Source organism: Streptomyces xinghaiensis S187, from assembly GCF_000220705.2.
Lineage (GTDB): Bacteria > Actinomycetota > Actinomycetes > Streptomycetales > Streptomycetaceae > Streptomyces > Streptomyces xinghaiensis.
In genome coordinates, this window is the sequence record NZ_CP023202.1 from 5135521 (window position 1) to 5159213 (window position 23693).

16 protein-coding genes and 1 pseudogene are annotated in these 23693 nt (G+C 72.6%); 6 read left to right on the forward strand and 11 right to left on the reverse strand.

Features of this window, described 5'->3' with window-relative positions; genetic code table 11:
* Nucleotides 1-28 precede the first annotated feature (28 nt).
* Together recO and SXIN_RS21900 are read left to right on the forward strand one after the other, a co-directional pair.
* Nucleotides 29-775, forward strand: coding sequence for a DNA repair protein RecO (gene recO, locus SXIN_RS21895; RefSeq protein WP_019712126.1), 747 nt, complete (start codon nt 29-31; stop codon nt 773-775).
* Nucleotides 776-789: 14 nt separating this feature from the next.
* Nucleotides 790-1629 (forward strand): isoprenyl transferase, encoded by an 840-nt coding sequence (locus SXIN_RS21900; protein ID WP_095757408.1) that lies wholly within the window; start codon nt 790-792, stop codon nt 1627-1629.
* A 90-nt stretch (nt 1630-1719) separates the two neighbouring features.
* Here the strand turns inward: SXIN_RS21900 and SXIN_RS21905 are convergent, their stop codons facing one another.
* From SXIN_RS21905 to SXIN_RS21920, 4 genes are all read right to left on the reverse strand, one after another.
* Nucleotides 1720-2172 (reverse strand): Fur family transcriptional regulator, encoded by a 453-nt coding sequence (locus SXIN_RS21905; protein ID WP_019706844.1) that lies wholly within the window; start codon nt 2170-2172, stop codon nt 1720-1722.
* 85 nt (nt 2173-2257) lie between these two features.
* Complete coding sequence (locus SXIN_RS21910; RefSeq protein ID WP_095757409.1) at nt 2258-3154, reverse strand: metal ABC transporter permease; 897 nt, start codon at nt 3152-3154, stop codon at nt 2258-2260.
* Nucleotides 3154-3924: a metal ABC transporter ATP-binding protein gene (locus SXIN_RS21915; RefSeq protein ID WP_039821314.1), complete on the reverse strand. Its 771-nt coding sequence runs from the start codon at nt 3922-3924 to the stop codon at nt 3154-3156. The genes SXIN_RS21910 and SXIN_RS21915 overlap by 1 nt, the downstream gene beginning before the upstream one ends.
* A 92-nt stretch (nt 3925-4016) precedes the next feature.
* Nucleotides 4017-5099 (reverse strand): metal ABC transporter substrate-binding protein, encoded by a 1083-nt coding sequence (locus SXIN_RS21920; protein ID WP_095757410.1) that lies wholly within the window; start codon nt 5097-5099, stop codon nt 4017-4019.
* 165 nt (nt 5100-5264) lie between these two features.
* On the opposite strand from SXIN_RS21920, the gene SXIN_RS21925 reads away from it, so the two are divergent.
* Nucleotides 5265-6647: a glycine--tRNA ligase gene (locus tag SXIN_RS21925; protein WP_019709113.1), complete on the forward strand. Its 1383-nt coding sequence runs from the start codon at nt 5265-5267 to the stop codon at nt 6645-6647.
* Nucleotides 6648-6889: 242 nt separating this feature from the next.
* Nucleotides 6890-8017, forward strand: coding sequence for a tRNA dihydrouridine synthase DusB (gene dusB / locus SXIN_RS21930; protein ID WP_019706471.1), 1128 nt, complete (start codon nt 6890-6892; stop codon nt 8015-8017).
* A 39-nt stretch (nt 8018-8056) separates the two neighbouring features.
* On the opposite strand, the gene SXIN_RS21935 is transcribed toward dusB, so the two are convergent.
* The gene (locus tag SXIN_RS21935; RefSeq protein ID WP_107501169.1) at nt 8057-9550 is read right to left on the reverse strand and encodes an MGH1-like glycoside hydrolase domain-containing protein; all 1494 of its coding nucleotides are present in this window, start codon (nt 9548-9550) and stop codon (nt 8057-8059) included.
* A gap of 618 nt (nt 9551-10168) precedes the next feature.
* On the opposite strand from SXIN_RS21935, the gene ppdK reads away from it, so the two are divergent.
* Together ppdK and SXIN_RS21945 are read left to right on the forward strand one after the other, a co-directional pair.
* Nucleotides 10169-12919 (forward strand): pyruvate, phosphate dikinase, encoded by a 2751-nt coding sequence (ppdK, locus tag SXIN_RS21940; protein WP_019709115.1) that lies wholly within the window; start codon nt 10169-10171, stop codon nt 12917-12919.
* A 757-nt stretch (nt 12920-13676) separates the two neighbouring features.
* Nucleotides 13677-14732: an ArsR/SmtB family transcription factor gene (locus SXIN_RS21945; RefSeq protein ID WP_050930822.1), complete on the forward strand. Its 1056-nt coding sequence runs from the start codon at nt 13677-13679 to the stop codon at nt 14730-14732.
* Here the strand turns inward: SXIN_RS21945 and SXIN_RS21950 are convergent.
* The 6 genes and pseudogenes from SXIN_RS21950 to SXIN_RS21975 all read right to left on the reverse strand — a co-directional run bounded on the left by SXIN_RS21950 (nt 14710) and on the right by SXIN_RS21975 (nt 23221).
* Nucleotides 14710-15867, reverse strand: coding sequence for an alkaline phosphatase PhoX (locus SXIN_RS21950; RefSeq protein WP_019709117.1), 1158 nt, complete (start codon nt 15865-15867; stop codon nt 14710-14712). The two genes, SXIN_RS21945 and SXIN_RS21950, sit on opposite strands and share 23 nt — an antisense overlap.
* A gap of 312 nt (nt 15868-16179) precedes the next feature.
* Complete coding sequence (locus tag SXIN_RS21955) at nt 16180-17175, reverse strand: oxidoreductase (protein WP_095757411.1); 996 nt, start codon at nt 17173-17175, stop codon at nt 16180-16182.
* A 159-nt stretch (nt 17176-17334) separates the two neighbouring features.
* Nucleotides 17335-20004, reverse strand: a pseudogene (locus tag SXIN_RS21960) (beta-glucosidase); the annotation flags it as partial.
* A 42-nt stretch (nt 20005-20046) separates the two neighbouring features.
* Nucleotides 20047-20949 carry a carbohydrate ABC transporter permease gene (locus SXIN_RS21965; RefSeq protein WP_019709120.1) on the reverse strand — a complete coding sequence of 301 codons (903 nt, stop codon included), beginning with the start codon at nt 20947-20949 and terminating at the stop codon, nt 20047-20049.
* On the reverse strand, nt 20946-21905 hold the full coding sequence (locus SXIN_RS21970) for a carbohydrate ABC transporter permease (RefSeq protein WP_019709121.1): 960 nt from the start codon (nt 21903-21905) through the stop codon (nt 20946-20948). Before SXIN_RS21970 ends, SXIN_RS21965 begins: the two co-directional genes overlap by 4 nt.
* A gap of 5 nt (nt 21906-21910) precedes the next feature.
* Nucleotides 21911-23221 (reverse strand): ABC transporter substrate-binding protein, encoded by a 1311-nt coding sequence (locus tag SXIN_RS21975; RefSeq protein ID WP_019709122.1) that lies wholly within the window; start codon nt 23219-23221, stop codon nt 21911-21913.
* Nucleotides 23222-23693: the final 472 nt, after the last annotated feature.

The window sequence follows — 23693 nt, forward strand, 5'->3', positions numbered from 1 at the left end:
GTGCTCTCCGTACGGGACAATGGCCCGCATGACTCTGTTCCGCGACGACGGCATCGTGCTGCGCACCCAGAAGCTGGGTGAGGCGGACCGGATCATCACCCTGCTCACCCGGGGCCACGGCCGGGTGCGGGCGGTGGCGCGCGGGGTGCGGCGCACCAAGTCGAAGTTCGGGGCCCGGCTGGAGCCCTTCTCCCATGTGGACGTGCAGTTCTTCTCGCGGGGCGGCGAGCTCGTCGGCCGCGGCCTGCCGCTGTGCACCCAGAGCGAGACCATCGCTCCGTACGGCGGTGCCATCGCCACCGACTACGACCGCTACACCGCGGGCACGGCCATGCTGGAGACCGCCGAGCGGTTCACCGACCACGAGGGGGAGCCGGCCGTGCAGCAGTATCTGCTGCTGGTCGGGGCGCTGCGGACGCTCGCGGGCGGTGAGCACGAGCCGCGGCTGGTGCTCGACGCCTTCCTGCTCCGCTCGCTGGCCGTCAACGGCTACGCGCCCAGCTTCGCCGCCTGCGCCCGGTGCGGGCTGCCGGGTCCGAACCGTTTCTTCTCGGTGTCGGCCGGCGGCGTGGTGTGCGGGGACTGCCGGGTGCCGGGGAGCGTCGTGCCCTCGGGGGAGGCGCTGGCCCTGCTCGGAGCGCTGCTGACGGGCGACTGGGAGACGGCGGACGCGTGCGAGGCGCGGTACGTCAGGGAGGGCAGCGGGCTCGTGGCAGCCTATCTGCACTGGCACCTGGAGCGCGGACTGCGTTCCCTCAGGTATGTGGAGAAATAGGAGACGTGGACCGCATGGCACGACGCGGGATTCTGGGCCGTACCCGCCGCGAGTACCAGCAGCCGGAGCCGCACCCCAGCGGTGCGCGCCCGCCCGAGATCCCCGGCGAGCTGATCCCGAAGCACGTGGCGGTCGTCATGGACGGCAACGGGCGCTGGGCGAAGGAGCGCGGGCTGCCGCGCACCGAGGGGCACAAGGTCGGTGAGGGCGTCGTCCTCGACGTGCTCAAGGGCTGCCTGGAGATGGGCGTCAAGAACCTCTCCCTGTACGCGTTCTCCACGGAGAACTGGAAGCGCTCGCCCGAGGAGGTGCGCTTCCTGATGAACTTCAACCGGGACGTGATCCGCCGCCGCCGGGACGAGATGGACGCCCTGGGCATCCGCATCCGCTGGGTGGGGCGGATGCCGAAGCTGTGGAAGTCCGTGGTGCAGGAGCTGCAGATAGCGCAGGAGCAGACCAGGGACAACGACGCCATGACGCTTTACTTCTGCGTCAACTACGGGGGCCGTGCCGAGATCGCCGACGCCGCGGCGGCCATCGCGGCCGATGTGCGGGCCGGGAAGCTCGATCCGTCCAAGGTCACCGAGAAGACGGTCCAGCAGTACCTGTACTACCCGGACATGCCGGACGTGGATCTCTTCGTCCGGCCGTCGGGGGAGCAGCGCACCTCCAACTACCTGATATGGCAGAGCGCCTACGCCGAGATGGTCTTCCAGGACGTCCTCTGGCCGGACTTCGACCGCCGCGACCTGTGGCGGGCCTGCCTGGAGTTCGCCCGGCGCGACCGCCGCTTCGGCGGCGCGGAGCCGAACCCGGCGCAGCCGGGCGAGGGGGCGGCCGGGGCGTCCGCCTGACGCCCTCCCCGGGCACCGAGCGGCCCCGGCCGGGTCTCCCCCGGCCGGGGCCGCTCTCCGTCCGTTCCGCCCGCCCGCGGGCGGGCGCCGTCAGCGCTTGCCGCCGCCCGCCGCGGCCTTCGCCGCGCAGTCGCCGCAGGTGCCGAAGATCTCGATGGTGTGGGCGACGTCGACGAAGCCGTGCTCGGCCGCGATCTGGTCGGCCCAGGTCTCCACCGCCGGGCCCTCCACCTCGACCGCCTTGCCGCAACCCCGGCAGACCAGGTGGTGGTGATGGTCGTCGGTGCTGCACCGGCGGTAGACGGCCTCGCCCTCGTCGGTGCGCAGGACGTCCACCTCGCCCGCGTCGGCGAGCGACTGCAGCGTGCGGTAGACGGTCGTCAGGCCGACGGAGTCCCCCCGGTGCTTGAGGACGTCGTGCAGCTCCTGGGCGCTGCGGAACTCGTCCACCTCGTCCAGGGCCGCGGCCACGGCCGCGCGCTGCCGCGTCGACCGGCCGCGCACCGGCGCCGTGCCCGTTCCGCCGCTCCCCGCTGTGGCCACCGTTGCCTCCTCCTCGCCGGCCCGCACATCCGACTGGCCATTGTGCCAGCCCGTGCGGGCGCCCTCGCTGGTCCCGTCCGGGGCCTCAGACCTTCACGTCGTCGGCCGCCGGGCGCTCCCCGGCCGCCTCCCGTGCGCAGGCCTCGCCCCCGCCCGCCGCGGCCCGGCGGGCCCGCCTGCGGGCCAGTGGCGCGGTCACGGCCGCGAAGGCCAGGAAGACGGCGATGGCCAGCAGGACGATCGCGGCGCCCGAGGGCGCGTCCATGTAGTACGTGGTCACCGTACCGGTCAGCGAGACGGTGACGCCGATCCCCATCGCGATGGCCAGGGTCGCCGCGAAGCCGCGGGTGACCCGCTGGGCGGCGGCGACCGGGATCACCATCATCGCGCTGACCAGCAGCAGCCCGACGATCCGCATGGCGACGGTGACGGTCAGCGCGGCCGTGACCGCGAGCAGGAGGTTCAGCAGCCGCACCGGCAGCCCGGTGACCCGGGCGAACTCCTCGTCCTGGCAGACGGCGAAGAGCTGCCGGCGCAGTCCGAGGGTGATCGCGATCACGAAGGCGGCGAGCAGGCAGATCGCCACCACGTCCTCGGGGGCGACCGTGGTGATCGAGCCGAAGAGATAGGTGGAGAGATTGGCGGTGGAGCCGCCCGGCGCCAGGTTGATGATCATGACGCCGCCGGCCATGCCGCCGTAGAAGAGCAGGGCGAGCGCGACGTCTCCGCTGGTGCGGCCGCGGGAGCGGATCAGTTCCATGCCGACCGAGCCGGCCACCGCGACCAGGGTCGCCATCCACACCGGGCTGGTGTTCAGCAGGAAGCCGAGGGCGACACCGGTCATGGCGACGTGGCCGATGCCGTCCCCCATGATCGCCTGGCGGCGCTGGACGAGGTAGATGCCGATGGCCGGCGCGGTGACGCCGACGAGCACGGCGGCGAGCAGGGCCCGCTGCATGAAGGCGTAGTTCAGGATCTCCATCAGGTCAGCAGCCCCGTCCGGATCGGTTCCGCCGCCGGGCCGGCGTGCGGGTGGACATGGTCGTGGCCGGGCAGCGCGTGCTGGCCCACGGCCTCGGGCGGCGGCCCGTCGTACACCACGCAGCCGTCGCGGAGGACGGCCGCGCGGTCGATCAGCGGCTCCAGCGGGCCCAGTTCGTGCAGGACGAGGAGGACGGTGGCGCCGGCGGCGACCTGGGCGCGCAGGATGTCCGCGAGGACCTCCTGCCCGGCGAGGTCGACGCCCGCCATCGGCTCGTCCATGATCAGCAGTTCGGGCTCGGAGGCCAGCGCGCGGGCGATCAGCACCCGCTGGTGCTGGCCGCCGGAGAGCGCGTTGACGGAGTCCCCGGCGCGGTGGTCCATGCCGACCAGCTCCAGCGCCCGGTCGACGGCGGCCCGGTCGGCCCTCCGCCGCGGGCGCAGCCCCGTACGGGCCAGCCGGCCGGAGGCCACGACCTCGCGCACCGTCGCGGGCACACCGCTCGCGGCGGTGGTCCGCTGCGGTACGTAGCCGATGCGGGCCCAGTCCCGGAAGCGGCGCAGCGGGGTGCCGAACAGCTCCAGGGAGCCCTCCTCCAGCTCCACCTGGCCGACGACGGCCCGTACGGCGGTGGACTTGCCCGAGCCGTTGGCACCGAGCAGGGCGACGACCTCGCCCCGGCCGACGGTCAGGTCGATTCCGCGCAGCACGGTGCGCGCGCCGAGCCGGGCGGTGGCCCCGCGCAGGGAGACAACGGGCGGTACGGCCATGGTCCGGGCCTTTCGGTGACGGTCGTGGGGCGGGTGGGGCGGAGGGGCGTGCGGTGTGCGGGCGGTGCCGGTGCCGGTGCCGGGCGGTGGGGTCACCCGGAGCCGAGGGCCTTCCGCAGCGCGTCCAGGTTGGCGCGCATGACCTCGAAGTAGTCATCGCCCGCGGACCGGTCGGTGATTCCCTCCAGGGGGTCGAGCACGTCCGTCTTCAGACCGGTGTCCGCCGCCAGGGTCTTCGCGGTGGCGTCGCTGACCAGCGTCTCGAAGAAGACGGTGGTCACCTTCTCACGCTCCGCGATGGTGTGCAGTTCCCGTATCCGGGCGGGGCTCGGCTCGGTCTCGGGGTCCAGCCCGCCGATCGCCTCCTGCTCCAGGCCGTAGCGCGAGGAGAGGTGGCCGAAGGCGGCGTGGGTGGTGATGAAGGTGTCCGTGGTGCGGTTGCGCAGGCCGTCCGCGAAGTCCTTGTCGAGCGCCTCGAGCTTCTTCACCAGGGTGTCGGCGTTCTTCTCGTACGCGGCGGCGTGGCCGGGGTCGGCCTCGGCGAGGGTCTTGGCGAAGCCCTCGGCGACCTCGGCGTACTGGGTGGGGTCGAGCCAGAGGTGCGGGTCGGACGCGCCGCCGGAGTGGTCGTGGCCGTCGCCGCCGGCCTCCGGCTCCGCGGAGTGTTCGTCCGCGTGCTCGTCCCCGTGCTCGTCCGGCTGCTCCTCGGCGTGTTCGTCGCCGTGTTCGTCGGTGTGCTCCTCGGCGGGCTCCTCCTCGTGCCCGCCCTCGCCGTGCTCTCCGGCACCGAGTTCCGCGGCGTCCACGGCCTTCTTCACGCCGGACTGGGCCACGGCGGCGTCCACGGCGGGCTGGAGCCCCTTGAGGTAGAAGGCCACGTCGGCCTCGCTCAGCTCGGCCGTCTGGCGGGGCTTGATCTCCAGGTCGTGCGGCTCCACCCCGGGCTTCGTCAGGGTCGTGACGGAGACGTGCTCCCCGCCGATCTCCTCGGCGAGGTACTCCAGCGGATAGAAGGAGGCGACGACGTTCACCTTGCCGTCGTCCCCGCCCGCGCCCGCCGTGCCGCTGCCGCAGGCGGTGAGGGTGACGAGGCCGAGGGCGGTGGCCCCGGCGGCGGCCGCGGCGGTGGTTATTCGGGAGACGGGGCGGTTCCGGCGTGCGTTCATGACATCCATTTTCAACAAAGCTGGAAACGATTGTCAATAAAACGGATGAGAGGCCCGCGTCACGGACCTCCCGGACTCCGGACGGCCAAAGCCCGGACACCAATTGGTCCCAGGGGACCGCCCGCCGGTAGCCTGAGGCATTCCGCTGTTCGTCGTCATCATGAAGAGAGCACCGTGGCCGCCGACAAGATCGACACCATCGTCAGCCTCAGCAAGCGCCGTGGCTTCGTCTACCCGTGCAGTGAGATCTACGGCGGTCAGCGAGCCGCCTGGGACTACGGGCCGCTGGGTGTGGAGCTCAAGGAGAACATCAAGCGCCAGTGGTGGCGCTCCATGGTCACCGCGCGTGAGGACGTGGTCGGTCTCGACTCGTCGGTGATCCTCGCCCCCGAGGTCTGGGAGGCCTCCGGCCACGTCGCCACCTTCAGCGACCCGCTCACCGAGTGCACCTCCTGCCACAAGCGGTTCCGCGCCGACCACCTGGAAGAGGCCTACGAGGCCAAGCACGGCCGCATGCCGGCGAACGGCCTCGCCGACCTCAACTGCCCGCACTGCGGCAACAAGGGCGGCTTCACCGAGCCCAAGCAGTTCTCCGGGCTGCTCTCCACCCACCTCGGCCCGGCCCAGGACTCCGCCTCCGTCGCCTACCTCCGGCCCGAGACGGCCCAGGGCATCTTCACCAACTTCGCCGCGGTGCAGCAGACCTCGCGGAAGAAGCCGCCGTTCGGCATCGCCCAGATGGGCAAGTCCTTCCGGAACGAGATCACGCCCGGCAACTTCATCTTCCGGACCCGCGAGTTCGAGCAGATGGAGATGGAGTTCTTCGTCAAGCCCGGCGAGGACGAGAAGTGGCACATCTACTGGATGGAGGAGCGCTGGAACTGGTACCGCGACCTCGGCATCCAGGAGGAGAACATCCGCTGGTACGAGCACCCGGCGGAGAAGCTCTCCCACTACTCCAAGCGCACCGCCGACATCGAGTACCGCTTCAACTTCGGCGGCAGCGAGTTCTCCGAGCTGGAGGGCGTGGCCAACCGCACCGACTTCGACCTCGGCGCCCACTCCAAGGCCTCCGGCCACGACCTGTCGTACTTCGACCAGGAGGCCGGTGAGCGCTGGACCCCGTACGTCATCGAGCCGGCGGCCGGCGTCAACCGCGCCATGCTCGCCTTCATGCTCGACGCCTACGTCGAGGACGAGGCGCCCAACGCCAAGGGCAAGATGGAGCGGCGCGCCGTGCTCCGCCTCGACCCGCGCCTCGCGCCGGTGAAGGCCGCCGTCCTGCCGCTCTCCCGGAACCCGGAGCTGTCGCCGAAGGCCAAGGGCCTCGCCGCCGATCTCCGGAAGAACTGGAACATCGAGTTCGACGACGCTGGGGCCATCGGCCGCCGCTACCGCCGCCAGGACGAGATCGGCACCCCGTTCTGCGTCACCGTCGACTTCGACACCCTCGACGACAACGCGGTGACCGTCCGCGAGCGCGACACCATGAAGCAGGAGCGCGTCTCCCTGGACCAGATCCAGGGCTACCTGGCCTCCCGCCTCCTGGGCTGCTGACCGCGCGCGGCCTTGTTCCCCGGGCCGCCGGCCCGCGCACGCACCGCGCCCCGATACCCGCTCACGGCGGGCGCCGGGGCGCGGTGCTGTGCGGGCCCGGTTTCCAGGCGCCCCGCCCGGTCCGCGCCCCGCCCCACCGCGGCACGGCCGGTCCGCCGGTGCGGGACAATGGAAGGCCGCCCCTTCCGCCGCCGCCCCCGTACGGGGCTGCCGGAACCGTACGAACCGAGGAAAGCCGCTCGATGACGCAGCTGCAGATCGGCCCGCACCCCGTGCAGCCGCCGGTGGTGCTCGCGCCCATGGCCGGAATCACCAACGCACCGTTCCGCACGCTCTGCCGGGAGTTCTCCGGCGGCAAGGGCCTCTTCGTCAGCGAGATGATCACCACCCGGGCGCTGGTCGAGCGGGACGCCAAGACCATGCGGCTGATCCACTTCGACGGCACCGAGAAGCCCCGGTCCGTCCAGCTCTACGGCGTGGACCCGGCGACCGTCGGCAAGGCCGTCCGCATGATCGCCGACGAGGGCCTGGCCGACCACATCGATCTCAACTTCGGCTGCCCGGTGCCCAAGGTGACCCGCAAGGGCGGCGGGTCGGCGCTGCCGTACAAGCGGCCGCTGCTGCGCGCGATCCTGCGCGAGGCCGTGGCCGGCGCGGGCGGGCTGCCGGTCACCATGAAGATGCGCAAGGGCATCGACGACGACCACCTCACCTACCTCGACGCCGGGCGGATCGCCGCCGAGGAGGGCGTCACCGCGATCGCCCTGCACGGCCGGACGGCGGCCCAGCACTACGGCGGCACCGCCGACTGGGAGGCCATCGCCCGCCTCAAGGAGGCCGTCCCGGAGATCCCGGTGCTCGGCAACGGCGACATCTGGTCCGCCGCCGACGCGGTGCGCATGGTGCGCGAGACCGGCTGCGACGGTGTGGTCGTCGGCCGCGGCTGCCTGGGGCGGCCCTGGCTGTTCGGCGATCTGGTGGCGGCCTTCGAGGGTCGCGGCGAGACCGCGGCGCCGTCCTTCGGGGAGGTCGCCGCGGTGATGCGGCGCCACGCCCAGCTGCTGGGGGAGTGGCTGGAGGACGAGGCGCGCGGCGTCATCGACTTCCGCAAGCACATCGCCTGGTACACCAAGGGCTTCTCGGTCGGCTCCGAGCTGCGCAGGCGGCTGGCGACCGCCTCGTCCCTGGCCGAACTGGACGAGCTGCTGGGCCGCCTGGACCCGGACCAGCCCTGGCCGGCCCACGCGGACGGACCGCGCGGGCGCACCTCGGGGCGGAACCGGGTGGTGCTGCCGGACGGCTGGCTGGCCGATCCGTACGACAGCGCCTGTGTGGGCGCCGACGCGGAGCTGGACACCTCGGGCGGCTGACGCCGCCGGGCCCTCGCGCGCCGCGCGCCGTGCGCCGCGCTATGCCTCGCGCCGCGGTGCCGCTCGCCGCACCAGGCTGACGCGGACCGGTACCCGCTCGCGCTCCCCGGGTGCGGGCTCCGGCTCGCCGTCCTCCGGGCCCAGCACCGCGGCCTCGGCCGCGGCGACCACCGGGGACCGCGCCGCGCGCGGTGCCGTGACCGGCTCCCCGTCCCCGGTGCGGCCGGCCGCCGTCAGCAGGTCGAGGGCGAGCGCGGCCGTCCAGCCGAAGTCCCGGCTGCCGCGTGCCAGTCCGCTGTGCGGGTCGACGTACTCGGCGAAGCCCGAGGCGTCGGCCGCGGCCAGTGTCGCGGCGCGCAGTTCGTCGGCCCGCTCCACGGCGCCGTACTGCCGCAGCCCGCGCTCCAGCAGCCAGTTGATGTTGAACCAGGCCGGGCCGCGCCAGTAGCGGGACGGGTCGAAGGCCGCTCCGCGCAGGTCGTAGCTGGGTACCAGGCGTACCGTGCGGCCGAGGCCGAAGTGCGGGCCGGTGGCGGTGGCCAGCAGCCCGGCGACGACCTCGTCGGGCAGCCCGGGCACGGCGAGCGGCAGCAGCCCGGCGGCGCTGAGCCCGTAGAGCGGTTCGCCGCCCACCACGTCGTGGCCCCGGAAGATCTCCGCCTCCCGGTCCCACAGGTGTTCGACCAGGGAGCGGGTGAGGCGTTCGGCCCGGGCCCGGTGCTCCGCGGGGTCGGCGCCGATGTCCGTGGCGATCCGGGCGAGGGCGTGCTCGGCGGTGACGAGGAGCGCGTTGAGTCCCACGTCCTCGACCGCGAAGGAGTGCGGCGCGCCGTCGCGGTAGCCGTGGTCGCGGTAGTCGGCGGCGAGCCGGACGTAGCGGCCGTAGTCGAGGTCGGTGGGCCGGTCGGCGAGATCGCAGTGGTCGAGGTCCGCGCGGCGGAAGGTGCTGCGGCAGGCGGGTTCGACGCGCTCCAGCGGCGCGTCCCAGCAGGGGCTGTTGTCCATCCCCGACTCCCAGGGATGGACGATGGAGACGAGCCCGTGGCCCCGGAGGTCGCGGCGCTCCGCCAGATAGCGGTGCCAGGCGGCCAGCCGCGGGTAGAGCCGGGCCAGGAAGCCCTCGCGGGCGGAGGACTCCGGGTCGGCCTCGTGGACCAGCCAGGCGGCCAGCGCGTGGACCGGTGGCTGGACGAGGCCGGAGGTCTCGGTGCGGGCGGGGGCCCCGGCGCCGGAACCGGCCCGTGAGGAGCGCCAGAACTCGGGTCCGGGGAAGTAGGCCCCGGCCGGCACCTCCGGGTTGAAGACGATGTGCGGGACGCGGCCGTCCTCCCACTGCGCGTCGAGCAGTGTGGACAGCTCGCGCCGGGCGCGGCCGGGGGCGAGGTGGCGCAGGCCGATGGCGATGAACGCCGAGTCCCAGCTCCACTGGTGCGGATAGAGGCCGCGGGAGGGGACGGTCGAGGTGCCGGTCCAGTTGTCCGCCAGCACGCGCTCGGCACCCCGGCGCAGTGCGCCGGAGCCGGGCCGGGGCATCGAGGGTCGCGGGAGGCGCGGCTTGCCTGAGGGGGCGACGCTTTCCACGAGAGGCTCCGGGGCTCCGAATGGGGTGGGTTCCGACGCGAACGAACGTACAGGAGGGTTTTGTCCAGCCACAGGGCAAAAGTCTCACTGTGATGTGCGCCTCAGGCGGGCGCGTCGAGTGTCTCGCTCATTCGAGCGAATGGCCGCCCTCATGTGTCCATGTCCTGAGACGGGGTACTCAAGCGGTGCGTGATTCTCGCCACCGTGATCGGAGGTTCGCTCAGATGAGCGTTTTGCGGCGGCCTGCACCTCTCAAAGGGTGGCACTGGGTGCCACGGCGCTTGGCTTCAAGAGGTCGCGGAGTGTGTCACGCGCCGTGTAGTCATCGTGGCCGTCCGGTGCCTCACCGCCGGTTCCCGGCCCGTGTGAGTTCACTTCCTGAACGCATAACGATTCCGCCAGGAGGCGTAGCTCACTTTCGATCCCGTGGCAGATGCGGGGTTACAACCGGATGACCACCGAGTGGACGTACTCATCAACCTTCGATCTGGGTACGCTCCCCGCCGTCAGGGCAGCCCCTCCCCCGAACCGCTCCGAGGGGGAAACCCACCACGAGGAGTGCGAGATCCCGTGTCGGAAACCACGAACCCCCATGTAGCCGCAGCCGAGCAGCGGAAGTTCGTTTACGACTTCACCGAGGGCAACAAGGATCTCAAGGATCTGCTGGGCGGCAAGGGCGCCAACCTGGCCGAGATGACGAACCTCGGTCTCCCCGTGCCACCGGGGTTCACCATCACCACCGAGGCGTGCAAGGTCTACCTGGAGACCGGCGCCGAGCCCCCCGCCCTGCGCGACGAGGTGAGTGCGCACCTCGCCGCCCTCGAGGCGACGATGGGCAAGAAGCTCGGCCAGGCCGACGATCCGCTGCTGGTCTCCGTCCGCTCCGGCGCCAAGTTCTCCATGCCCGGGATGATGGACACCGTCCTCAACATCGGCCTCTCCGACGCCTCCGTCGCGGGCCTCGCGGAGCAGTCCGGCGACGAGCGCTTCGCCTGGGACTCGTACCGCCGGCTCATCCAGATGTTCGGCAAGACCGTGCTCGGCGTCGACGGCGACCTCTTCGAGGAGGCCATCGAGGAGGCCAAGCGGGCCAAGGGCGTCACCGTCGACATCGACCTTGACGCCGGCGACCTGCGGCGGATCGTCGAGCGCTTCAAGGGCATCGTGCGGGAGGAGACCGGCCGCTCCTTCCCGCAGGACCCGCGCGAGCAGATGGACCTGGCCGTGTGCGCGGTCTTCGACTCGTGGAACACCGACCGGGCCAAGCTGTACCGCCGCCAGGAGCGCATCCCCGGCGACCTCGGCACTGCCGTCAACGTCTGCTCCATGGTCTTCGGCAACCTCGGGCCGGACTCCGGCACCGGCGTCGCCTTCACCCGCGACCCCGCCAGCGGCCAGCAGGGCGTCTATGGCGACTACCTGCAGAACGCGCAGGGCGAGGACGTCGTCGCCGGTATCCGCAACACCGTGCCGCTCGCCGATCTCGAACAGCTGGACAAGAAGTCCTACGACCAGCTGATGGAGATCATGGAGACGCTCGAAACGCACTACAAGGACCTGTGCGACATCGAGTTCACCATCGAGCGCGGCCAGCTGTGGATGCTGCAGACCCGGGTCGGCAAGCGCACCGCCGGTGCCGCCTTCCGGATCGCCACCCAGCTCGTCGACCAGGGGCTGATCGACGAGGCGGAGGCGCTGCAGCGCGTCAACGGCGCCCAGCTCGCACAGCTGATGTTCCCCCGCTTCGACGAGACCGCCGCCTCCGAGCAGCTCGGCCGCGGCATCGCCGCCTCGCCCGGCGCCGCCGTCGGCAAGGCCGTCTTCGACTCGTACACCGCGGTCAAGTGGTCCCGTTCGGGCGAGAAGGTCATCCTCATCCGCCGTGAGACCAACCCGGACGACCTCAACGGCATGATCGCCGCCGAGGGCATCCTGACCTCCCGCGGCGGCAAGACCTCGCACGCAGCCGTCGTCGCCCGCGGTATGGGCAAGACCTGTGTCTGCGGCGCCGAGGAGCTGGAGGTCGACACCAAGAAGCGCTGCCTGACCGCGACGTCGCCGGACGGCAAGGGCCGGGTCGTCGTCGAGGAGGGCGACGTCATCTCCATCGACGGCTCCAACGGCAGGGTGTACCTCGGTGAGGTCCCGGTCGTGCCGTCGCCGGTCGTCGAGTACTTCGAGGGCCGGATGCACGCGGGCGCGGAGGACGCCGACGACCTGGTCAAGGCGGTGCACCGGATCATGGCCTACGCCGACCGCGTCCGCCGGCTGCGGGTGCGCGCCAACGCCGACAACGCCGAGGACGCCGCCCGCGCCCGCCGCTTCGGCGCCCAGGGCATCGGCCTGTGCCGCACCGAGCACATGTTCCTCGGCGAGCGGCGCGAGCTGGTCGAGCGGCTGATCCTCGCCGACACGGACGAGGAGCGCGATGCGTCGCTGAACGCGCTGCTGCCGCTCCAGAAGGCCGACTTCGTCGAACTGTTCGAGGCCATGGACGGGCTGCCCGTCACCGTACGGCTGCTCGACCCGCCGCTGCACGAGTTCCTGCCCGACATCACCGAACTGTCGGTGCGCGTCGCCCTCGCGGAGGCCCGCAAGGACTCCAACGAGAACGACCTCCGGCTGCTCCAGGCCGTCCACAAGCTGCACGAGCAGAACCCGATGCTGGGTCTGCGCGGTGTACGCCTCGGGCTCGTCATCCCGGGCCTCTTCGCCATGCAGGTGCGGGCGATCGCGGAGGCCGCGGCGGAGCGCCGGACGGCCAACGGCGACCCGCGCGCCGAGATCATGATCCCGCTGGTGGGCACCGTCCAGGAGCTGGAGTTCGTCCGCGAGGAGGCCGAGCGGGTCATCGCCGAGGTGGAGGCCGCCGCCGGCGCCGACCTCAAGCTGACCATCGGCACCATGATCGAGCTGCCCCGGGCCGCGCTGACCGCCGGACAGATCGCCGAGGCCGCGGAGTTCTTCTCCTTCGGCACCAACGACCTCACCCAGACGGTGTGGGGCTTCTCGCGCGACGACGTGGAGGCCAGCTTCTTCACCGCCTACCTGGAGAAGGGCATCTTCGGCGTCAGCCCGTTCGAGACCATCGACCGCGACGGCGTCGGCTCGCTGGTGCGGAACGCGGTGGAGGCCGGGCGGGCCACCCGTCCCGACATCAAGCTCGGCGTCTGCGGTGAGCACGGCGGCGACCCGGAGTCCGTCCACTTCTTCCACGAGGTGGGCCTGGACTACGTCTCCTGCTCGCCGTTCCGCATCCCCGTCGCCCGCCTGGAGGCGGGCCGCGCGGCGGCGGAGAGCCTGGGCAGCGACAGCCGCTGATCCGGAGCACGGCCGAACCGGAGCCGGCCGCCGCGGCCACGACCCTCACCGGCGGCGGCCGGGCCCGGGATCCCCGGGCGAAGGGGGCGGTGCCTGTGCGGGGCGCCGCCCCCTTCCGCATGCCGGCGCACCCCCGACCGAAGACCCGTACCGCCCCGCGGCGGCGGGACGGGGAGAGGGAGCGGTCCGGGGACCGTGCTGCCGTGGCGGCGCTCGGGGGGCGGGAGACCGGGGCGCGGGCCGGGCCGCGGAGCCGGCGGCCGAGTGGGCGGCCGCGGGGGCGGAGGCGGCCGGGAGCGGGCCGGGCGCCGGGCCGGTGGCCGGGCGCCGGACCGATTGCCACCGCTAATTTCGCGCCCCTTTCCGGGGCCGGTTCCATGGCGTGTCCCGGGACGGGGGGAGAAATGTTCTGGAATTCAACCTGACCGGAAAGCGCATTCCGCACCGGAAGGGACGGGCCCGGACGGCGGGCCGAACATAACTGGACTCCCGCGGTCCGGCGAGCTCGAGAATCACCGGACCGCGGTCCTCCACCCCATCGGGCCCATGGGCGGTACCCAGCCGCCCGGAAACGGTTTCCGCACTGCCCCCACGACAGCCTCACAACCGTTTCCCGGTGCCCGACGGGTTCCACCCTTCCGTGGGGCGGCCGTCCTCCGCGACCCGTTTCAACTGTGGCCAAAAGCACGTGGTGACCCAATGTATGCAGGTGCATACTCGTCGGGAAGCCGGACGGGGGGATACTTGTGGGGGTTTGGTGCTACGCATCCATTTCACCGGACGCGACCTCGGGCGCATACGCATAGCCGCGCGCCCGGACGCCTTGTGGGAAACGGTCCTGAGTTTCCACCGGCTGCGCGACAAACGCTCGGCGGCGGTCTTCGGAGAATGGCGGAGGGAGACCCGGGCGCGCTTGAACGGTGAAGGACGGCTGCTCGCCTCCCTGGTGCCCGTGCGCGGCTATTTTCCCGACTTCCTGACACCACCCGAGGGTATTTGCGGGATGGAGCCCGCCATGGAGGCGCTCCGCGAGACCCCCGAGGAGCGCCTCCGCCGGGACCTCGGGCTGCTCGCCGCCGGCGGTCACGGCCCGCACGGGCCCGCGCCGCGGCACGAGGGACTGGCCGCCGGGCGGCCCCGGGCCCTGGGCGATCTCATCGCGGCGCTCCGCGGCTACCACCGGGCCGCCATCGCCCCGTACTGGCCGCACATCCGTGCGCAGATCGAGGCCGACCGGGCCGCCCGCGGCCGGGCGCTGCTCGACGGCGGCGCCGACCGGCTGCTGGCCTCGCTGCCCCCGGCGATGCGCTGGCGTCCGCCGGTGCTGGAGGCCGACTACCCGGTGGACCGGGACCTCCGGCTGGACGGCCGGGGCCTGCTCCTCCTGCCGTCGTTCTTCTGCCGGGTCACCCCGGTCGCCTTCCACGACCCGGAGCTGGCCCCGGTGCTCGTCTATCCGGTGCAGCACTCCGGGGAGAGCGCCGCCCCGGCACCGCTGCGGCCCTGCGCGGCCGGGGTCGGCTCGCTGGGCAAGCTGGTCGGCCAGACCCGGTCCGCCGTGCTGCGCACCATCGAGGGCGGGTGCACCACCGGCGAGCTGGCCCGCCGGGTCGGTGTCTCCCCGGCCTCCGCCAGCCAGCACGCCAGTGTGCTGCGCGACGCCGGGCTGGTGGTGACCCTGCGGCACGGCAGCGCCGTGCTGCACACCCTGACGCCGCTCGGCGCCGCCCTCCTCCACGGCGGCGCCGAGGTGCCCCCGCCCGCGGCGGCCGCGGGCCTCCGGGCCGCCGCTACGAGCGGAACGGGCCGGTGATCTCGTAGGTGATGCCGCCGGAGGAACGGCCGCTGGTGCCGCGCTGGCTGGAGAAGTAGAGCCGGCTGCCGTCGGGGGAGAAGGCCGGTCCGGTGATCTCGGACGAGGACTGGCCGTCGACGCGCAGGAAGGGCGCCACCACGTTGTCCGGGGTGATGACGCAGATCTCCATGTTGCCGCCGTCCTCGGCGACGTAGAGGTCGCCGGAGGCGGTGCGGGTGACGTTGTCGACGCCGGTGAGCGGTGCGCCGCCGCTCACCAGCGAGTCGTCGTAGGCCAGTTCGATGGTCTCGGCGGCCGCGTCGTACTGCCAGACGCGGTTGTCGCCCTTGGTGGTGAACCAGCAGGTGCCGTCGGCGTAGTGACAGCCCTCGCCGCCGTTGAAGCGCTTGGCGCCGGAGACCTGGTTGCGGGTGGCGGCCGAGGCGCCGCCCGGGTCGGGCACGGTGGCCCAGGTGACGGGGCCGGAGGTGCCCGGCCCCATCCTCAGCACCTCCAGCGTGCCGGAGGAGAGGTCGCCCCACGTGGTGGGCCGGAAGCGGTAGAAGCAGCTGTCGGAGACGTCCTCGGTGAGGTAGACGACCTTGCGCACCGGGTCGGCCGCCGCGGCCTCGTGCTTGAAGCGGCCCATGGCGTCCCGGCGGACGGCCTGCTCCACCCCCCACGGGTCGGTCTCGTAGACGTAGCCCCGGTCGACCTCCTCGCAGGAGAGCCAGGTGTTCCAGGGGGTCTTGCCGCCCGCGCAGTTCTGCCGGGTGCCGGAGAGGATGCGGTACGCGCCGGTGATCGAGCCGGACGAGGAGAAGCGCACCGCGCCCGAGCCGCCCGAGGGGTTGATCTCGGAGTTGGAGACGTAGATCCACCCGCTGCCGTCGGCGTAACAGGCGCCGCCGTCGGGTGCGTTGTGCCAGGTGTACGAGGTGCCGGAGACCTTGCGGCCGGACCGGGCGATCACTCTGCTGCTGAAACCGGCCGGCAGCCGGATGCCGTTGGCGTCCGCCGCCCGCAGGGCCCCGTAGGGACCGCTGCCGGGCTGGGCGGGCGCCGCGTACGCGGCGCCGCGCCAGAGACTGCCGCCGAAGGCCGCGGCGGAACCGCCGATGACGGTGGTGCGCAGGAAGGTACGACGTTCCACGGATCCTCCCACCAGGATCGTGTCTGCCCCGCGCCGGACCGGACGCGGAGTCGGTGTCCGGGAGTCTGTGCGGCGGTAGTTGACTGGGCATCAACAAGCGGTGACGCGCGGGCGGCGGAGCGGGGACGACCGCGGCGCAACCGGGCACGGCTTCCCCCGCGGCCCGGACGGCACGCGGGCGCGGTGGCTCCCCGGCCGCCCCGGGGTGCGGGGCTCGCCTCGCCGGCCGCTCCCGTCCCGTGGCGGGGCGGGACGGGGAAGAGGCGGAAAGAGACGGGAGGGAGCGGGGGAAGGAGGGCGTGCTACCGCCGCCTACACCGCCGGAGGCACGTCCAGGGCCGCGTAGCGGACGCCGGTGAGCTCCTCCGAGCGCTGCCACAGGCGTTCGGACGCCGCGTCGTCCAGCGTCCGCGCCGCGCGCCGCGCGGGCGCCGGTCCGCCCCGGGGCGGCATCGTGCGGCCGGGCCCGTAGAAGCCGTCCGGACGGACGTCCGGCGCGGTGGCCGCGTACAGCGACGGCAGCGCGCCGGCCGCGGCCGGCTGGGCCAGCAGCCGGCCGCCGAGTCCCATCAGGCGCTCGGTCCCGCGGCGTCCCTCCATCCGCGGTCCCGCCGTCTGCAGATTGGTGGCGGCGTAGCCGGGGTGGGCCGCGGCGGCCACCACGTCCGAGCCCGCCCGCCGCAGCCGGCGGGACAGCTCATGGGTGAAGAGCAGATTGGCGCTCTTGGAACGGGCGTAGGCCATCCACCTGCGGTACGGCTCCTCGCCGGACGGATCGCCGGGATCGCCCGCGCCGGGCAGCAGGTGCATCGCGCTGGAGACGGTGACCACCCGTGCGCCCGGCGTCGCGAGCAGGGCCGGCAGCAGCAGGCCGGTGAGGGCGAAGTGACCGAGGTGATTGACCCCGAACTGGGTTTCGAAGCCGTCGGCCGTGCGCCGGTACGGCAGCGCCATGACACCGGCGTTGTTGATCAGCAGGTCCAGCCGGGCGGTACCGCGGGACCCCGGTCCGCCGGACCCGGGCCCGCCGCTTCCGCCGTCCCCGAGGAAGGCACCGGCGAACTCCCGCACGGAGGCAAGGTCCGCCAGGTCGAGCCGGGCGAGCCGGACCCGCGCGCCCGGAACCTCCTCCGCGATCCGGGCCGCGGCGGCCCGGCCGCGCGTCTCGTCCCGGCAGGCGAGCACCACCTCCGCGCCGTGCCGGGCGAGTTCGCGGGCCGTGACGAGGCCGAGGCCGCTGTTGGCGCCGGTCACCACGGCCGTGCGGCCGCTCTGGTCGGGGATGTCGCTCACGCTCCAGCGCCGCACGCCCTGCTCCTCGGATCGGCCGGTGGCGGGCCGCTCACACGGCCCGCCGTCAGCCTAGAGGGACCGCACCGGGGGCGCGACGGCCACGGTGCCGGTCTCCTCGCGCGCCGGTTCCGGCGCCGCCGCGGCCGTGCCCTGCCCGGGCACGCCCAGCCGGTGCACCATGGCCGCGCAGACCATCCGTCGGCAGTGCCCGACGGTGCGCTCCGCGCCGTTCAGCCGGACCCGGGCCGTGTGCCGGATGTCGGCGCTGGACGCGGCGAGCCGCAGCTCCAGGTCGCCGGGCTCCACGATGCGGCGGCCGTCGCGCGTGGTGTACGCGGCGAGGTCGGTGTGGAAGCCGAACCGCACCTCCGCGGCCTCGCCCGGCCCGAGCGGCACCCGCGCGTAGCCGATGAGGCGGTTCACCGGCCGGGTGGTCCGGGCCACCGGGTCGTGCAGATAGAGCTGGACGGTCTCGGTGCCGGGCCGGTCGCCGGTGTTGCGCACGGTGAGCCGGACGGTGGCCTCGCCGTCGGTGTCCAGCAGGACGGTCCCGTCGCCGTCGGCCGCGTGCGCCGCGGAGCCGTCCGCGGCCTCCACGGCACCGCCGGTCCACGCGAACGAGGTGTACGACAGGCCGTGCCCGAACGGGTAGAGCGGCGTCGGGTCGAGCGAGCTGGCCTCGTTGTGCAGCCCGAGCTGCGGGGCCAGGTACGTCCAGGGCTGGCCGCCGGACCCGTACGGCACGCTGACCGGCAGCCGCCCGGAGGGGTTGACCCGCCCGGACAGCACACCGGCGACGGCCGGCCCGCCCTCCTCGCCGGGGAAGAACGCCTGCACGACGGCGGCGGCCGGGGGCGTGCCGCCGGAGCGGCCCGGGCCGGCGTACCGGCCGAGGGCGTACGGGCGTCCGGTCAGCAGGACCAGCACGACCGGGGTGCCGGTGGACAGCAGGGCGTCCAGCAGCGCGCCCTGCGCGCCGGGCAGTTCGAGGTCCGCGGCGTCGCAGCCCTCGCCGGAGGTGCCGCGGCCGAAGAGGCCGGAGCGGTCGCCGAGCACGGCCACGCAGACGTCGGCCCCGGCGGTCAGCCCGACCGCCTCGGTGAGCATGTCGGTCTCGGCGTCGAGCAGCTCCGTGGCCGTGGGCAGCCCGGCACCGCCGCCGGAGGCGGTCTCCGGCTTGGTGAGGACGCCGCCGAGCGACGGGGAGTCCGCGCCGGCGACGCCCGCGGCCACCGCGCCGGACTTCTCCGGCTCCGGCGGTGGGCAGCCGGCGGCGTGCGAGATCTCCGCCCCGGGCAGCGCCTCCCGGACGGCCTCCAGCAGGGTGGGGACCTCCACGCCCAGCGGCAGCTCGGGGTGCTCGACGCCGACGTGGCGGGGGAAGGTGTAGCAGCCGAGCATGGCGGCCGGGTCGTCGGCCATCGGGCCGACCACGGCGATCCGGGAGCCCGGGCCGTCGGTAAGCGGCAGCAGTCCCGCGTCGTTGGCGAGCAGCACGACGGACTCCTCCGCCAGCTGCCGGGCCACCGCCCGCATCTCGGCCGGGTCGAAGTCGACGCCCGCGGCGCCCGGAACGGTGCCGGGCCGCAGGGCCGCCTCACGGGCGGCGGTCAGCGGGGCCACGGCGCCCGCGGTGTCCGCCGTGCCCGCGGCGTCCGGGGCGGTGTCCGCCGCCGGGCCGGCGGTGCCGGTGACCGCGGCGGGCGGGCCGGCGAGGGCGGGCGGGGCCGGGTCCCAGTCCGGGTCGAGGAGGCCGAGTTCGCACTTCTGCCGCAGGACGCGGGTGACCGCGCGGTCCACCAGGGACTCGGGGACGTCCCCGGACCGTACGGCGTCCAGCAGGGGGGTGCCGTAGCAGCGGACGGCGGGCAGTTCCACGTCCACGCCGGCGGCCAGGGCCAGCCCGGCCGCCTCCCGGGGCGAGCCGGCGACGTGGTGGGCCGACTCCAGGAAGGAGATGCCGAAGTAGTCGGCGACGACCGTGCCGGTGAACCCCCATTCGTCGCGCAGCAGTTCGGTGAGCAGCCAGGAGTCGGCGGCGGCCGGCACCCCGTCGATCTCGTTGTACGCCTGCATGACGGAGCGCGCCCCGCCGTCCCGTACCGCCAGTTCGAACGGCGGCAGCAGGACGTCGGCCAGCTCGCGCCGTCCGGCGGAGACCGGGGCGTGGTTGCGGCCGGCGCGGGAGGCCGAGTAGCCGGCGAAGTGCTTGAGGGTGGCGATGACGCCGCTGGACTCCAGCCCCCGCACATAGGCGGTGCCGATGGTCGCCACCAGGTACGGGTCCTCGCTGATCGACTCCTCGGTGCGGCCCCAGCGGGGGTCGCGCACCACGTCGAGGACGGGGGAGAGGCCCTGGTGGATGCCGGCGGAGCGCATGGTGGAGCCGATCAGCTCCGCCGCCCGGCCGACGAGCGCCGGGTTGAAGGAGGCGCCCCAGGCCAGCGGGGTCGGGAAGACGGTGGCGCCCCAGGTGGTGAAGCCGGTGAGGCACTCCTCGTGGGCGATGGCCGGGATGCCGAAACGGTTCGCCGCGGCGATCCGGGCCTGGGTGCGGGCCAGGGCCGCGGCGCCCGCCGCCGGTTCGAGGGGCGCGGTGCCGAAGGCCCTGGTGAGCTGGCCCAGTCCGTGCCGGATCAGGGCGTCGAGGTCCGCGGGCTCGTCGGACGCCGTCATCTCGTGCTGGAGAGGGGCGACGTCCTCGCCCTCGGAGTCGGAGCCGGGCCAGATGCTGAACAGCTGAGCGAGCTTCTCCTCCAGGGTCATCCGGGCGAGCAGGTCGCTGACGCGGTCCCCGGTGGACAGCGAGGTGTCCTGCCAGGGGCCTTTCGTCTCGGGGTGCATGGGACTCCTGTCCGGCGCATGAAGGTGGGGGGGCGGTGCCGTCTACTTGCCGCCGACGCCCATCAGGCCGCTGACCAGCTGACGGCGGGCGAAGAGATAGACGACGAAGATGGGCACGATCGACAGCACGACGGCCGCGAGCAGCGCCGGGATGTCCACCCGGAACTGGCCGACGAAGTCGTAGAGGCCGAGGGTCAGCACCCGGGTCTCCGGGGACTGGGTGAGGATCAGGGGGAACAGGAAGTTGTTCCACGCCTGGAGCGAGGCGTAGACGATCACCGTCGAGATGCCGGACCGGCTGAGCGGTACGACGAGCTGCCGCAGGATGCGCAGCGAATTGGCCCCGTCCAGGGCCATCGACTCGTACATCTCCTCGTCGATGTCGCGCATGGTGCCCGCCAGGATCACGACGCTGACCGGCAGGGTGAAGGCCGCGGTCGGGAGGATGATCGCGAGCAGCGAGTCGTAGAGATGCATCTTGGTGATGATCAGATAGACCGGGATGATCACGGCCTGCGCGGGGATGGCCAGACCCAGCAGGAAGACCTGGAAGATCCGGTTGGACATCCGGCTGCGGGTGCGGACGACCGTGTATCCGATCGTCACGGCGAGCACCACCACGATGGCCGCGGTCGCCACGGTGACGATGGCCGTGTTGGCGAGGTAGGTCAGGAAGTCGCTCTCGAAGACCTTGCGGTAGTTGTCCAGGGTCGGGTCGCCCGGCACCGACAGCGCTCCGCTGTCGAGATAGTCGTCCCGGGTCCGCAGGGTGGAGGTCACCAGGGCGTAGAGCGGGACGCCGACGACGAGCAGCCAGATCAGGGAGGCGAAACCGGCCGGGTAGTTCCAGCGCGGCAGCCGGAAGGACCGCCGTCCGGACGCGGGCCGGGGGCCGCCGTGCTCCGGTGAGCCGGTGGCGGGGCGCTTGGACAGCACGTCGGTCACATTCCCTCCCGGGTACTGCGCATGGCGCTGAAGCCGGTGAGTCGTACGAGGAGCAGGGAGACGCCGGTGGCGATGGCGACCAGGATGGTGGCGATGGCACTGGCGTAGCCCATGTCGAACGCGTCGAATCCGGTCGTGTACATGAGGAACGGCACGATGGTCGTGTCCGTACCGGGACCGCCCTCGGTGAGGATGAGCACGGTGTCGAAGAAGGTCAGGGCACCGACCACCATCAGCACCGACGAGGTGATGACGGTGTTCTTGAGCTGCGGCAGGGTGACGCTGAAGAACTGCCGGACGGTGCCGGCCCCGTCCACGTACGCCGCGTCGTAGAGCGACTTCGGGATCTGCCGCGCGCCGCCCTGGTAGAGCAGCGTGTGGAACGGGATGAACTGCCAGGAGGCGACGAACAGCACGGCCGCGAAGGCGCCCTGGGGGTCACCGAGCAGATTGCCGTCGGGGAAGCCGATGTACGGGCCGATGTCGGCGATCAGGCCGAAGTTCGGGTCGAGCAGTGACTTCCAGAGCAGCGCCAGGGCCACCGAGGAGGCCAGCAGCGGCAGGAAGAAGATCGCGGAGAGGACGGCGCGGTTGCGCTGCGTCCCCGCGGCCCAGACACCGAGCAGCAGCGCCACCGGGGTCTGGAAGAGCCAGGAGAGCCCGGTGAGCAGCACGCTCAGCCAGATGGCCTGCCGCATCTCCGGGTCCTCCCAGAGCCGCGACCAGTTGGCGCCGCCGGTCCACTCGGGGAGGCCGAGGCCCTGCCACGAGGTGAAGGACAGAGCCACGACCAGCAGCATCGGGATGATCGCGAAGAGGGTGAAGAAGAGCAGCCCGGGGACGGCCCAGCCGAGGCCCGGCCGCCCCGCGCCTGATGAGGCGCGGGACGGCCGGGCCCTGACCGCTCCCGTGGGGGGCTCTTTCACCGTGGTACCAGGGGTGGCGGACGCCGGCATGTGACTTACAGACCCTTCATCGCTTCGACGAAGTCCTTCGGCGAGAGCTGGCCGTTGAAGAGCTTCTGGATGTTGGTGAGCATGGGCTCCGCCTGCTGGGACGGGAGCGCCTGGTCCCAGGAGAGGGTGAAGTTCGGGGCGGCCTTGACCATCTCGTACTGGAACTCCGCGTACTGCGGGGCGTCGTGGGCCTTCAGCCGCTCCTCGGCGTCGGAGGTGGCGGGCACGTCACCGTTGGCGACCAGGTCCTTGACGTACGCGTCCTCGGCGGCGGTCTTCACGAACTCCAGAGCCGCTTCCTGCTCCTTGGCCTTGGCGTTGATCGACCAGTAGTTCGTCGGGTTGCCGACGACGTTCTTGGGGTCGCCCTCGCCGTCGGGGAGGGCCGGGAAGGAGGTCCAGCCGATGCCGTCCTCGGCGAACTTGGGCTGGTTCGCCTTCTGGTTGGCGTACTCCCAGCTGCCCATCAGGTGCATGGCGGCGCGGTCCTTGGCGAAGAGGGTGGAGGCACCGTCCTCGGTGTAGTTGACCGACGCGTAGTTCTTGCCGAACGCGCCGCGGTCCACCAGCTCCTTGATCTGCTCGGCCGTCTTGAGCACGGCCGGGTCGCCCCAGGCCTCGGAGTCGCCGTCCTGGATGCGCTGGAAGACCTCGGCGCCGCCGTTGCGGTCGAGCAGGTACTCGACCCACATCAGCTCGGGCCAGGCGTCGGCGCCGGCCAGGGCGAACGGGGTGACGCCCTCCTCCTTGAAGGTGTCGACGAGGGCGAGCATGTCCTCCCACGACTGCGGGGGCTCGGCGTCGGCCTTCTCGAAGACGTTCTTGTTGTAGAACAGGATCACCGGCTGCATACCGCGCATGGGGACGCCGTAGTACTTGTCGTTGACCTTGCCGGCGTCGACAATCGTGTCGATGAACGCGCCCTTGAGGTCCGGGTCCTTCTCGAACTCCGGCGTGAGGTCGACGAGCATGTCCTTATCGACGAAGTTGGCGATGCTTCCGCCGCCCCAGTTGAAGAAGACGTCCGGGGCGTTGGGGGTGCCCATCGCGGTACGGAGCTTGTCCTGGTAGCTGTCACCGGGGACCTTGGTGAGCTTGGCCTTGACGTCGGAGTTCTTGTTGAACCGCTTGACGGCCTCGTCCTGCACCTTCGTCGAGGCGTCTCCGTAGACCCAGACGTTGAGGGTCCCTTCGTCACCGCCTCCGGAGCCTTCGGGGCCGCTGCTGCCACAGGCGGCCAGGACGGATGAAGCGACGATCGTGGCCGTGACGGCGGCGATGGTACGGCCGCCTCTACGTGACAGGTTGTTCCGCATGGCACACCTTCCGGAAGCTTTCCGAAAATTATCGGTCGATGTTTCTGGAAGTTACGGATCCATCATGAGCTGTGTCAACGGCTGTAACGAAAATGGGATCGGAGGGTTCGTGCCGGAGGGGTGCGGGTGGCCCCCCGGGCCGCCGTACGGGCACCCGAACGCCGGGGTGCTCGGGGCCGGTTGACGGGGCGTCGGAGGGCCGGGCCGCCGGCGCGGTCCGCGGAACGGGTGTAGGGGCCACGGGGGTTGCCGGTTGCCTGAGGCTACCGGTTGCCCCCCGGCGTCCGCGTTCGGCGGGACTTCCCGGTGCGGGTGGCCGAGGAGGTGCGCGGGCTCCGCGTGTCCATCGGGGCTGTGCGGGGCCGCCGGGTTCGGAGGGCGCCGGGGGAGCGGGATGCACGGTGCCGGCCCCGGGGGCCGGTGGTGCTGCCGGCGCGGGAGGTTCGGGCTCTCCCGCCCTCACGGGACGCCG

Excerpts from the sequence above, each read along its gene's own strand:
- recO (WP_019712126.1), top strand. The coding sequence starts at position 29 with ATGACTCTGTTCCGCGACGACGGCATCGTGCTGCGCACCCAGAAGCTG.
- SXIN_RS21915 (WP_039821314.1), bottom strand. The coding sequence starts at position 3,924 with ATGGCCGTACCGCCCGTTGTCTCCCTGCGCGGGGCCACCGCCCGGCTC.
- SXIN_RS21970 (WP_019709121.1), bottom strand. The coding sequence starts at position 21,905 with ATGCCGGCGTCCGCCACCCCTGGTACCACGGTGAAAGAGCCCCCCACG.
- SXIN_RS21900 (WP_095757408.1), top strand. The coding sequence starts at position 790 with ATGGCACGACGCGGGATTCTGGGCCGTACCCGCCGCGAGTACCAGCAG.
- SXIN_RS21935 (WP_107501169.1), bottom strand. The coding sequence starts at position 9,550 with ATGCCCCGGCCCGGCTCCGGCGCACTGCGCCGGGGTGCCGAGCGCGTG.
- SXIN_RS21975 (WP_019709122.1), bottom strand. The coding sequence starts at position 23,221 with ATGCGGAACAACCTGTCACGTAGAGGCGGCCGTACCATCGCCGCCGTC.
- SXIN_RS21910 (WP_095757409.1), bottom strand. The coding sequence starts at position 3,154 with ATGGAGATCCTGAACTACGCCTTCATGCAGCGGGCCCTGCTCGCCGCC.
- SXIN_RS21920 (WP_095757410.1), bottom strand. The coding sequence starts at position 5,099 with ATGGATGTCATGAACGCACGCCGGAACCGCCCCGTCTCCCGAATAACC.
- dusB (WP_019706471.1), top strand. The coding sequence starts at position 6,890 with ATGACGCAGCTGCAGATCGGCCCGCACCCCGTGCAGCCGCCGGTGGTG.